The sequence below is a fragment of the Oxynema mangrovii CENA135 genome, from assembly GCF_016632315.1.
In the GTDB taxonomy this organism is placed as follows: domain Bacteria; phylum Cyanobacteriota; class Cyanobacteriia; order Cyanobacteriales; family Laspinemataceae; genus Oxynema; species Oxynema aestuarii.
Map to the genome: position 1 here is coordinate 2,065,783 of NZ_JAEOXH010000001.1, position 12,138 is coordinate 2,077,920.

Here is a 12,138-nt window from a genome sequence, read left to right on the forward strand (position 1 = left end):
CTTCGATACAACCCCACTCATTCAAACGGCAAAGACACTCAGAAGCCATCTTCTTTGCATCTTTGCCGTCAATTCTCAATCGATTCTACGGGTTAAAGTCCCGCCCTCGATCCTCGTAAATTTTGCCCGCTCAATTTTTAACGGCCAAATCCTTGACCGCTATTGCTTGAAGGCAAACAGAGACATTTGTTTAATTGTTCCCGTAACTTGTCGTGGTCTAAATTTTGACCGATGAGAACTAATTGATTTTTCGGTTCGGTATTCCAATCGTCATCATCAATAGAAAAGCGTTTACCACTCAAATGGAAAATATGACGGCGATCGCTTTCATCAAACCATAAAATCCCCTTTGCACGGAAAATGGTAGAGGGTAATTGATTGTCTAAGAAATACTGAAATTTACGAATCGCAAACGGTTTGTCACTTTGGAAAGAAAGCGATGTAAATCCGTCCATCGCCAAATGATCGGAATGGTGGTGATGGTGGTGATGGTCGTGGTCGTGATGGTCGTGGTCGTGGTCGTGGTCGTGGACGCAGTGACCGTGGTCGTGGTCGCAATCAGAATGGTCGTGATGGTCGTGATGGTCGTGGTCGTGATGGTGATGATGGTCGTGACTTTCTGCCGATTTTTCCGGCGTAAAATATTTGTCCGACTCGAACAATCCGACACTGAGAATTAACGGAAGCGGAATCTGCGATCGCGTCGTTCTTAAAATTCGTGCATCCGCCTTAACATCGCGGATTTTTGATTCTAATAAATCGACATCCGCTTCATCGACGAGATCCACCTTATTTAATAAGATGATATCGCCATAAGCAATTTGGCTATAAGCCGCTTGCGAGTTAAATAAATCCAGACTGTAGTTTTCCGAATCGACCAACGTGACGATCGAATCGAGGCGGGTTAAATCGCGCAGTTCCGTTCCCAAAAAGGTTAGAGCTACAGGTAACGGATCGGCTAACCCCGTGGTTTCGACCACTAAATAATCGACGCGATCGCTCCGTTCTAAAATCTTATAAACCGCATCGAGTAAGTCATTATTAATCGTGCAGCAAATACAGCCGTTGCTGAGTTCCACCATATCGTCTCCCGTCGAGACGATTAGCTCGTTATCGATACCAATTTCGCCAAATTCGTTGACCAGAACGGCAGTTTTTAACCCTTCTTGATTGGCGAGGATGTGATTGAGTAGAGTAGTTTTGCCACTCCCCAGAAACCCGGTAATAATCGTTACGGGTAAACCGTGTTTGGGAGCCTCCATAGTTGGAGATTCGGCGTGAGACGTATCCGTAGTCTGCATAAGGCGATCTCGTTTCTTGACAAAGCTGGGGATATTCTCTTTAGTTTATCGGACAGTTCGCCCTGTCGGGGGAAAGCGAGACCAAATCGCTCCCTGTCCGGAATCCCGGTTGCTTCGCCATCGGCGGTTTATGGCGCGTCAGTCTCCAACACCACGTCATCGTAGAGTTGTTCGATGGGACAGTCGAATCCGAGACTCGCCAAGGCGATCTCATCCCCAACCCTGTAAGGATAATAAAGCCACATCCGTCCCTCTCCTTGCGAGTAACGTTCGACGGAGATGTTGTCCGAGTCGATTAACAGGTGTTCTTGCTGGGATTCCCATTGTAGATATTGATCGACTGTCATTCTTGGGGGTCGATCTGCCGGAGCTACCATCTTCCATTGCTTGAAATTTGCCTTAATTTTAGCAAATTGAACTCGACAGTCTATTCCAACTGGTTAACGAAAGTTTCCGACTCATGTTTTGCTCGAATTGAATCGAAATTTCATTGAAACTTGATAAAAATTGGTTTTTTGTAAAAGCGATCGTCTCTATAGCCATCCTCAATCGGTTGTAAAATGTAGGGGTTGTAGGGAGACGGCATTGCCGTGTCCTGACTTATAGGAATTTGGCGATTTTATGAGGTAAAGTGCCGATCCCTCTATCCCCCCTTCGCCTCCCCTTCGCCCCCGTTTCCAAGGGGGGTTGGGGGGATTTCGGGGGGAACGAGGAAAGTAGGGGTTTGGTAACCAAACCCCTACCTGGCGAGGGGGGTTTAGGGGGATCTAAATGTATTGCATAGCCGAGGAAAAAGCGGATTAACCGAGGCGCGACCCGACGACAAAGCCGCGACATTGGCGCCCAGTTTGCGGGGAATCGGTCAATTTCCACGCTTTGACTTGAGCGAATCCGGCGGATTTGACGAGTTGTGCTAAAGCGTAAAGGGTCGGACGCCAAAGAGGTTGGGAGGGGTTGTTTGTGGTAGAATTTGGGTTAAATTCGAGCAGCATTTGATTCCCGGGATAACCGCAACCGAGACCGCCGCGATCGCGGCTGTAATCGTCGAGAATGGCAGCTTCGAGGTAGAGTTCGCCACGGCAAAGGGTAGCGAGTCGATCGCATAACAGTAAGGGATAGCGGACGCGATCGCAGGTTCCAAATAAGAAGATGACATCGAAGTAACCGAGTTGATTCGGATCGAGGCTATCTAAGGATAAATCGCGGTAACTGCAAACGGAGGGGTCATAGGCTCGTATTCGTCGGTAATTATCGAAGCATTGGCGGTCAAAAGGCGCTGTAACCCCTTCAATTTGCAAGTTTGCCGCGATCGCCTCTCTCGCACCCCGTCGGAGGGCTTCAAAGCTCCAGTAGCCCTGAGTCGTTCCCAGTTCGAGAACCCGCTTCCCGGTTAAATCCTCCGGAACGCCGTAGCTGGCGGGGGGGTGAGGTGGTGGCGCGGGGGTGGGATCGGTATATTGGCTATATTGGTTATATTGGCCGATCGCTGGCGGACGTTGGCGCAGCGACGGCTTTGCCCGATCGCCCGTATTGTCTCCCGCGCGATCGGGTAAGATGACCTCTAAGAGGCGATCGACGACCCGCCGCCAGGTGAAGCGATCGCCGACGAACGCCGGACCGCTCGATCGCGCCTGCACGCGGAATTCTGGCGAGGCGATCGCCCGTTCCATCAGGGCGATTAAACTGTCCCAATTCGGCGATCGCGCGTAACGAAGATCCCCGAATTTGGTAATTGTTTCTAATTGACTCTCGATATACCAAGTAAACTCGGGACGGGTGAAATCGTCCGTCGGTCCGCCTCGGGTACAGATGACGGGCAATCCGCAGGCGATCGCCTCTAACACCGTGAGGTTGAATCCTTCCGCCAAATAGGGCGCGACATAAACATCCGCCGCCCGATACAAGCGCACGATCGCCGACGCCGATAAGGTCGTGCCGATGTATATGAGGCGATCGCGGACGATCTCCGCCTGTCGTCGGTCGAGAGTTTTCTCACAAACCCTGCGGATCGACTCGTCGGAACTGTAGATCGCGTCACTCCCTTTGAGGACTAAACGCGCTTGGGGGTGGGTTTCGGCAATCTGCGCGAAGGCAAATAAGAGCGCCGCGATGCCTTTCTCTGCGGTCATTGCACCGATATTTAAAAAGACAAATTGACCGTCCCATCCAAGTTGGCGGCGCAAACTTTCCCGTTCGTCTTCCGAGACGGGGTGATAGAGACTGGGATCGACCCCGTGAGGGACGACGGTCACGCGATCGCCCGGTGCCCCACTGCGTAGGAATCCATCGCGAGACCAATTCGAGGGGGTAATGATGAGAGTATTGGTGCGATCGAGGATCTCGGATAAAGGCGCGCGATCGTGCAGTAATAATAATTGGGGATGGACGATTCCCCATTCGGTAGTCCCAAAGACGCAGGTTTTGCGACTATTGGGGGCCTCGCGGAGGTTGAGGGGGCTGAAGATGCGTAAGGTGGTATCGGCGAACAGGTCCGGCGGGGGTGGGGGAATGGCGCGCAAGCGATCGCCTGTGGCGGGGTCTACCATGTCGGCGATCGATCGCGCGTCCCGGGTCGGAAAGGGTGCGTCTCGGTGAAAGACTTGCAAATTGGGGCGATCGCTCATTTCTAGCAAGTGATAGTGATTGGCGATCGCGTAAGAATGAGGCAAAAAGCGCCAGCCTTCAACGATAATCGACTGAGACGGGCGAACGGATGTGATTTCAGATTGAGTTATCCCAGATTCACTGATTTCAGATTCACTGATTTCAGATTGAGTTATTTCAGGGGGAACCGTCGTCGGATCGAGTGTCATTGCCGGATCGAATAGGGGGAGAAGGCGATCGATCGTCTGTTTCCAGGTAAAATGATGGCGAACCCAGTGCGGACCGAAATCGTGCGATCGCGCCCGCAGGGCCGCATCGGCGATCGCCCGTTCCATGTGTGCCACCAAGCTATCAAATTGTGGCATCACCACAAACACCCGTTCCTTTTCTCGCCACGGATTTTTAAGCTGACTGGCGATTCTCAAGGCAAACTCATCCCGGATAAAGTCGTCCGTCGGTCCGCCATCGGTACAAATGACGGGTAACCCGCAGGCGATCGCCTCTAATACAGGTAAATTAAAGCCTTCCGCCAAATAAGGGGAAACGTAAGCATCCGCCGCTTGATACAGTTGCGCCATTTGCGCGCAAGAAAGACTGTCACCGATATAAATTAAACGGGGGGCGATTTTTTGCAATTCCCTCTCGCTGAGGACTTGGCGGGAAGCGCGCACGATCGAATCGCGAGAGGGAAAGATCGCATCTCTCCCCTTTAACACCAAACGCGCCTCGGGATGGCGATCGCAGATGGTCGCAAATGCTTTCAACAGCATATCGATTCCCTGGCGTTCGTTCCACATCACCCCGACATTGAGAAACAGAAAACAATCCTCTTCCCAACCGAATTTACGGCGAATTTCCCGTTTTTTTGCCGGGGTGACGGGTTGGTAAATCGTCGGATCGACCCCCAAAGGAACGACCTTGACGCGATCGCGATCGGCCCCACTGCGAACGAAGCCATCGCGCGACCAGCGAGAAGAGGTCACAATCACCGTATCGTTATCCCCGTGGGCCTTTTGAAAAGAGTCCACCCCCATCGCGCGCAAAATGTATCGGGTGACGATTCCCCATTCCGTACAGCCAAACACCAGCGTCCGTCCCGAAGGCGCCGGAGTCAGGTCAAAGGGGCAGTACATCCGCAAAGTCGCGTCCGGTACCCACCCGGGCGGGGGTTCGGCGATCGCCCGGATCGTCGCTTCCGCCGCTTCGTCTAACAGACCGCTTGCAGGTTTCCAATCGCTACCCTTCACAAAAGGCCGATCGCGATGAAACAGTTCCACCTCGGGGCGACGCCGCAGTTGCAACAACTGAAAATGATTGATAATCGCATAAGAATGGGGAATAAACCGCCAACCTTCCACTAGAATCCGCATCTTGGCTGGGTTTTTATCGTTCGAGTTTTCAGCAAATCGTGTCATGATGAACGGTGAAGAAGATCCCCCGAGTCAGTCGGAATTTTAGATCGAGAAGGCGGGACCGATCTCCGCCCTACGGACTTCCACACCCGATCGCAAGCATTATCTAAAAAAACGCTCTACTGTTATGACCCTCAAGCTTTACAACAGCCTCACCCGCCGTCAGGAACCCTTTGAACCCGTAGAATCGGGCAAGGTGCGGATGTACTGCTGTGGCGTGACCGTTTACGACTACTGCCACTTGGGTCATGCTCGTTCGTACATCGCCTGGGATACGGTGCGCCGTTATTTGATTTGGCGTGGGTTTGACGTGCGTTACGTCCAGAACTTTACCGACATCGACGATAAAATCCTCAATCGGGCGCGCGAACAAGGGACTTCGATGGAAGAAGTGGCCGATCGCTACACCCAAGCTTACTTTGAAGACATGGATCGGCTCAACATCCTACGCGCCGACGATTATCCCCGCGCCACCCATACCCTCAACGGAATCGAACGGCTGATTTCCGAACTCGAACAAAAAGGATACGCCTATCCCGCAGGCGGGGACGTCTACTATGCGGTGCGGAAGTTTCCCGAATACGGACAACTCTCGGGACGCAGGTTAGAAGAGATGCAAGCGGGTGCAAGCGGTCGCGTCGCCGAGGACGACCCGGATCGGAATAAGAAAAAAGACCCCTTCGATTTTGCTTTGTGGAAGGCGGCGAAACCGGGGGAACCCGCCTGGGATTCGCCTTGGGGTAAGGGCCGTCCCGGATGGCATATTGAATGTTCGGCGATGGTTCGCGAGAAGTTGGGCGAAACGATCGACATTCACATGGGGGGCGCGGATTTGGTGTTTCCCCACCACGAGAATGAAATTGCCCAATCTCAGGCGGCGACGGGTCACCCGTTAGCGAAATATTGGATGCACAACGGTTTCGTGACGGTCAACGGGGAGAAAATGTCGAAGTCGTTGGGGAATTTCACGACGATTCGCGAGTTGTTGGACCGTCCGACGGACCCGATGGCGGTGCGCTTGTTCGTGTTGCAGGCGCAATATCGCAAGCCGATCGATTTTACCGAGGAGGCGATCGCCACGGCTGAAAAAGGCTGGGCGACGTTGAAAGAAGGGCTGTCGTTCGGTTTTCAATTTGGGGCGCGCCTCGGTTGGGAAACCTCGGAAGTTCCCCCGGCGAGTCAGTTGGATGCAGGGGCGATCGCCCGATTCGAGCAAGCGATGGACGAGGATTTCAACTCTCCCGGCGCGATCGCGGTCTTGTTTGAATTGGCCAAAGAATTGCGCCGTCAGGGCAATTTATTGGTTCACGAAGGGGAAATTCAAGGCGATTCGCAACAAGTGCAAAAACAGTGGCAAACTTTAGTCAGTTTAGCTGGCGTTCTCGGACTCAAAGTCGATGCCGATGCCGAGTTAAGCCCCACCCCCAGCGACGGTTTGAGTGACGAGGCGATCGCCGCCCTTCTCGAACGGCGCCAAGCGGCGCGCCAGGCGAAAGACTTCGCCGAAGCCGATCGCATCCGCGACGAACTCCAAGCGCAAGGAATCGTCACCATCGACCGTCCGGGGGGGGTCACGCAATGGCATCGCAGTTAATTCCGGTCCGTGGCGATCGCCCCTAATTCTGCGCCCCCACTCTTGGTGATCTTTCCATGTCTGTCCCGCGCTTGAGGATTTCCCTGACCAATCCCGTGCTGATTGCGATCGTCGGCTTAATTCTGGTCTTGATGTGGCAGGTTCGCAGTTTGCTGGTCACGTTAATGATCTCGGTCGTTCTCGCCGCCTCGATCTCCCCGGTGGTCAATTGGGCGGAAAAATACCGAATTCCGCGCTGGTTGGCCACCCTTGCTACCTATTTAATCTTAATCGCCGGATTGACCGGGGTCGGATTGGCGATCGGTCCGGCGGTCGCCTCCCAAATCGAACGCCTCGTGCGCCAACTTCCGGTTTATCTCGAAACCCTGCGCGAAATCGCCGAAGACCTCGCCGCCAATTTCAACGACACTCCCCCGGAGTTCGTGCGTCAGTTCTTCGATACCCAATCCCTCACCACTTGGGCGATTCGATCGAGTCAGCAACTGCTGTTGCGATCTTACGGGTTGACGCGCGGCTTCGTCGGCGGCGTGGTTTCGCTGATTTTATCTTTATTTATCTCCGGCTACATGGTCGCCGACAGTCGCACCCTGATTAACAGCGTCGTGCAGCTATTTCCCAGTCCTTGGGACCGCAATTTAGAAGCGCAAATCGAACCGATTAGCTACCGCATGGGCGGCTACATTCGCGGACGCCTGCTCGTTTCGGCAATTTTGGGCGTGGCGATTACCGCCGGGTTGACCCTGTTGGGTTTGGGGGATTTTGCCCTGGGGTTGGGGGCGATCGCCGGAGTCACCAATTTAATTCCCTTCCTCGGTCCGGTCTTGGGCGCCATTCCAGCCCTGATCGTGGCGATTTCTCAAGGCAGTTGGACGTTTTTATGGGTGTTAATTCTATTTGTCATCATCCAAAATGTAGAGACTTACATTTTAGATCCGCTTTTGGTCGGCAGTTCCGTGGGGGTTCACCCGCTTTATCAATTGCTCTCGGTTCTCGGCGGGGTGCAAGTATTGGGAATCATCGGGGCGATCGTCGTCCCGCCTTGGTTTGCCGGGGTTTCGGCCCTGGTCGAAAATCTCTATCTCAAACCGAAGTTAATGGCTCAAAATAACGGGGAAAATACGGAGACGGACGAGGTGGGGGCGATCGCCTCCAGTGAGTCCACATAATCTCAAATCCAGCCCCGGGGGAGATTGTCGCCGTTCTCCCCTTCGCCATCGAATGGATAATGTCGAGAGGCGATCGAAGCGCTTTCTCAAAGAGGGAATGTTATGCTAAGCCGTAAAGTCTTCGACCCGCGAGACCGATTCAATTTGTCAATCTAATCAGAACGGCGATGGGACATTGGCCGAATTTCGGTAAACTCACCCCGACCAAGATTGTCGCGATTTATGCCTTGGTCGGTTCCCTATGGATTCTCTTTTCCGACCGTGTGATTGCCTTAATCTTGCAAAATCCCGAGTTCGATCGCCTCACCCAGTTTCAAACGGTGAAAGGCTGGGTGTACGTGATCGTCACGGCCCTGTTGCTCGATCGCCTGATTCGCCGTTATGCCACGATCCTCAACCGTTCTCGCGAGCAACTCAAGCGCAGCGAAGAACGCCTCGAAGCGATTGTCGAAACGACGACAAGCGGGATTGTCGTTCTCGATACCGAAGGACGCATCACCCTCTCTAACCAGGCGGCAGCCCATTTGCTCGGTTATCCTCGCAGCGCCACCCTCGGCGGTGTGGACGAGCGATCGCCCCAATCGATGCAGAGGTCTACTCACCCCACTCTCGTGGAAATCGTCCCGTTCGATCTCGTTCGCAAGACGGGTCAACCGTCTTGTGCGATCGAATATGAGATCCACTATCCCGATCGCCCCCCGGCGATTCTCTCAATCGATACAGCGCCTTTATACGACGGGGAGGGACGGTTTGAAGGGGCGGTGGTGGCGATCGCCGATATTAGCGAACGCAAGCACGCGGAGGCGATCGCGCGCGCCCGAGATTTGGCGGAAGCTCGCAACCGCGCCAAGAGCGAATTTCTCGCCCAAATGAGCCACGAAATTCGTACCCCCCTCAATGGCGTTCTCGGTTTGTCTCAAATCTTGCAGCGCGAAATTTTCGGATCGCTCAATCCCAAACAACGGGAATATATCAATCGCATTAAAGACAGTGGCGACCATCTCTTAGAACTGATTAACGACATCCTCGACTTATCGAAAATTGAAGCGGGCAAAGCACAATTGCAATACAGCGCGATCGACGTGGCGGGATTGTGCAAATATTGTCTGAAAATCGTTCAGGAACGGGCTTACGAACGGGGGTTACAATTAACGACTGACATCGATCCCCAGGTTCGCACCCTCGTCGGCGACGAGCGCCGCCTCAAGCAAATTTTGCTCAATTTACTCTCGAATGCGGTCAAGTTTACCCCCGAAGGTAAAATCTCGTTACGGGTGGAAAAAACCCCTCCGGGCCTTCGCATCACCGTCGCCGATACCGGAATTGGCATCGCTCCCGAGGATTTACCCTTGGTGTTCGAGCCGTTCCACCAAATCCAAAATGACTTAAATGCAAAAACCCAGGGAACGGGTCTCGGATTGGCTCTCAGTCGCGATTTAGCCCGCTTGCACGGCGGCGATCTCGATGCGGAGTCCACCCCCAGTCAAGGCAGTCGCTTTCACCTCTACTTACCGGATCTGCCGTCGGGTTATTTGCCGCCGGAACCCAGTGAGGAAGGCGATCGCGCCGATTTGACGGCGGAATTGTCCCGGCGGACGGGTCGGGTGGCGATCGTCGAACCGGACCGCTCTACAGAAATATTGTTACGGGATTATTTGCAAGCCTTGGGCTGCGAAATCGCGATCGTTGCCGATAGCGATCGCCTGTTCGAGGAGAGCGCCGAGATCGTGCCGGATTTGATTTTGCTCGACGTGAGCTGGTCGAATTTCTCCCGACGCCAGCAGTGGTTGTCTCAGTTGCGCGATCGCGCCGTCTGGCAAGGGGTTCCGGCGATCGCGATCGCGGCGATGGCCATGGCAGGCGATCGCGATCGGGTCTTGGAAGCGGGAGCCACGGACTATCTCACTAAACCGATCCAACTCGAACAACTCGATCGCCTCTTGTTGCAATATTTACCCGGCGCGGGTCGGTGAAGCTCTCGATCCCCGGCGATCGGTTATCTTTATAAGTAAGGAGTTTTTCGCGATCGCGCGGTCTGTTCCCGATCTCCTCCTCACTCTATGTCTGAAAAATTTCTCGCCGTTACCCTCGGCGCGATCGCCTGTCTCTCCGGCGCGATCGCCTTGGCCATGGCTCAATGCATCCCCGAATCCCTCGGATCTCGGCCAAACTCCGAGCGGAACTCGGCGTCTGCAAAACACGTCATCCTTTTTATCGGCGATGGGATGGGCTTCGAGCAAGTCAAAGCCGCTTCCCTTTACGATCGCGGCACCCCTCGCTCTCTATCGTTTCAACAGTTTCCCCATCACGGCCAAGTGACGACCCATTCCGCCAACAATCCGGTGACCGATTCGGCGGCAGCCGCCACGGCGATCGCCACCGGATTCAAAGTCAACAACGATGTCATCAGCATGGCCATGCCCGGCGATGGCGCCCCGTTAACGACGGTCTTGGAATATTTTCAAGACCGGGGCAAAATGACCGGAATCGTGACGACCACGGAGATTTCCCACGCGACTCCCGCCGCTTTTGCCGCTCACGAACCAAACCGCTCGAATGCCGCCGAGATTGTCGCCGATTACTTCGAGCAAAGCCGTCCCCACGTGTTATTCGGCGGTGGCAGTTCGGGACTTTCTCCTACCCTGGCCCGCCAAGCAGGCTATCTCGTCGTGCGCGATCGCGCCGAATTGCAGCAGTTAGACACGGAAACCGTCGAACGGGTATCCGGTCAGTTCGGCGACAGCCATTTACCCTACGAATTCGACGGCTTGGGCGATTTACCCCACTTGCAAGAAATGACCGCCACGGCGATCGCCATCCTCGACAACGACCCCGACGGCTTCTTCTTAATCGTCGAAGGCGGACGCATCGACCACGCCGGACACGCCAACGACCTCCAACGCAATGTGATGGAGACTCTGGAGTTCGACGACGCCGTTCGTCAGGCCGTCACCTGGGCCGACGACCATCCAGAAACCTTAATTCTGGTCAGTGCCGACCACGAAACCGGAGGCTTGAAGGTCGTTCGCGATCGCGGCGCCGGGGAATTTCCCGAGGTCACCTGGTCCACGACCGACCACACCGGGGCGAACGTCCCGATTTACGGGTGGGGAATCGGCAGCGAATCCGTAGCAGGCACCCTTGACAATACGGATTTCTTCGCCCTGATGACTGGGGTCGAACCCGTCCGGGTGTCCCAACATCCGAGGGTCACTCTCGCCGCGATCGTGCCTTTTTATCGCCCCGGGATCTTCGAGACCTCCGGGGGTCGGCTCCGGTCAAAGGCAAGTGCGAACATTTCCATAGCACGATGAGGGGCGCGATCGCCTCGCTCTCCCCTAAAACGCTGCTGCCGACCCGTCGAGTCGCCTTGCTGACGCTCCGTACTTATTTCCGTGCGGAACTCACCGCTTGTTGCTTTTTGGCGCGATCGAGAAATTCCAAAATAGCCATCGGCGTCGCTCGCGCTGAAATCATGCGTTGCACTTCGGGAACCAAGCGTTTCGGCAAATAACGCCGTCTGCTTTTCCCTTCGTGGTAATATCCGTAACGATATTGCCGCACCGAGCCGTCAAAGTTTCGCTCTTCTTCAATCCACCCGGTTCCGCCTTTACTGGAACTGGTGAAGATAAAACAATTGACCGCGCCCGCTTCCTGAAGCAACTCTGCCTGCTCTTCGGAGAGCGAGACAATCTCTGCTTGAATTTGGTATTTTCGCGCAGGGGCTGCATCCTTTAGCTGATGCACTAATCGCTGCTGTTCTTGGAAGATGGCGTTGAGCCGAGCCTCTGGCGATTGTTCTTTTGGCATAGCAATTCCCAGCAGTAGTGCGATAGAGATCAGCTTGATAAAGGTTGTTTGAACTACGCGATTGTCTAGTGACAGTTCGAGTCGTCTACTCGTTGCGAGACTATACTCCCGTCCGAGCAGGCAATGAACAGCTTGCAACATGTTGATTCACCGCATTGTGTCCAAGCATACCACCGACTGACCTCGGTACAAGTCCGATCTGCTATCTGTCCATTGTACAATTTTGTTTCGACAAGCTGCGGAAGAGGCTC

General features: G+C 54.3%; 8 protein-coding genes. 4 read left to right on the top strand and 4 right to left on the bottom strand.

Annotated features, from left to right (window positions below):
* Nucleotides 1-137: 137 nt before the first annotated feature.
* From JJD41_RS08185 to JJD41_RS08195, 3 genes are all read right to left on the bottom strand, one after another.
* Nucleotides 138-1,301: a CobW family GTP-binding protein gene (locus JJD41_RS08185; protein WP_200665492.1), complete on the bottom strand. Its 1,164-nt coding sequence runs from the start codon at nucleotides 1,299-1,301 to the stop codon at nucleotides 138-140.
* A 128-nt stretch (nucleotides 1,302-1,429) separates the two neighbouring features.
* The gene (locus tag JJD41_RS08190) at nucleotides 1,430-1,648 is read right to left on the bottom strand and encodes a hypothetical protein (RefSeq protein WP_200665493.1); all 219 of its coding nucleotides are present in this window, start codon (nucleotides 1,646-1,648) and stop codon (nucleotides 1,430-1,432) included.
* A 453-nt stretch (nucleotides 1,649-2,101) separates the two neighbouring features.
* Entirely contained in the window at nucleotides 2,102-5,275 is a 3,174-nt protein-coding gene (locus tag JJD41_RS08195) for a glycosyltransferase family 4 protein (RefSeq protein ID WP_200665494.1), read from the bottom strand.
* A gap of 169 nt (nucleotides 5,276-5,444) precedes the next feature.
* On the opposite strand from JJD41_RS08195, the gene cysS reads away from it, so the two are divergent.
* The 4 genes from cysS (at nucleotide 5,445) to JJD41_RS08215 (ending at nucleotide 11,391) form a co-directional block, all read left to right on the top strand.
* Entirely contained in the window at nucleotides 5,445-6,911 is a 1,467-nt protein-coding gene (cysS, locus tag JJD41_RS08200; protein WP_200665495.1) for a cysteine--tRNA ligase, read from the top strand.
* Nucleotides 6,912-6,967: 56 nt separating this feature from the next.
* Nucleotides 6,968-8,077 (top strand): AI-2E family transporter, encoded by a 1,110-nt coding sequence (locus JJD41_RS08205; RefSeq protein ID WP_200665496.1) that lies wholly within the window; start codon nucleotides 6,968-6,970, stop codon nucleotides 8,075-8,077.
* A 167-nt stretch (nucleotides 8,078-8,244) separates the two neighbouring features.
* Complete coding sequence (locus tag JJD41_RS08210; protein ID WP_200665497.1) at nucleotides 8,245-10,050, top strand: hybrid sensor histidine kinase/response regulator; 1,806 nt, start codon at nucleotides 8,245-8,247, stop codon at nucleotides 10,048-10,050.
* An 87-nt stretch (nucleotides 10,051-10,137) separates the two neighbouring features.
* Complete coding sequence (locus tag JJD41_RS08215) at nucleotides 10,138-11,391, top strand: alkaline phosphatase (RefSeq protein ID WP_234488545.1); 1,254 nt, start codon at nucleotides 10,138-10,140, stop codon at nucleotides 11,389-11,391.
* Between the two features lie 73 nt (nucleotides 11,392-11,464).
* Here the strand turns inward: JJD41_RS08215 and JJD41_RS08220 are convergent, their stop codons facing one another.
* A complete protein-coding gene (locus JJD41_RS08220) occupies nucleotides 11,465-12,028 on the bottom strand; it encodes a hypothetical protein (protein ID WP_200665498.1) in 564 nt (187 codons plus the stop codon).
* Between the last annotated feature and the right edge of the window lie 110 nt (nucleotides 12,029-12,138).

Coding starts and splice junctions, on each gene's coding strand:
- JJD41_RS08185 (WP_200665492.1), bottom strand. CDS start 1,301: ATGCAGACTACGGATACGTCTCACGCCGAATCTCCAACTATGGAGGCT.
- JJD41_RS08190 (WP_200665493.1), bottom strand. CDS start 1,648: ATGACAGTCGATCAATATCTACAATGGGAATCCCAGCAAGAACACCTG.
- JJD41_RS08215 (WP_234488545.1), top strand. CDS start 10,138: ATGTCTGAAAAATTTCTCGCCGTTACCCTCGGCGCGATCGCCTGTCTC.
- JJD41_RS08195 (WP_200665494.1), bottom strand. CDS start 5,275: ATGCGGATTCTAGTGGAAGGTTGGCGGTTTATTCCCCATTCTTATGCG.
- cysS (WP_200665495.1), top strand. CDS start 5,445: ATGACCCTCAAGCTTTACAACAGCCTCACCCGCCGTCAGGAACCCTTT.
- JJD41_RS08210 (WP_200665497.1), top strand. CDS start 8,245: ATGGGACATTGGCCGAATTTCGGTAAACTCACCCCGACCAAGATTGTC.
- JJD41_RS08205 (WP_200665496.1), top strand. CDS start 6,968: ATGTCTGTCCCGCGCTTGAGGATTTCCCTGACCAATCCCGTGCTGATT.
- JJD41_RS08220 (WP_200665498.1), bottom strand. CDS start 12,028: ATGTTGCAAGCTGTTCATTGCCTGCTCGGACGGGAGTATAGTCTCGCA.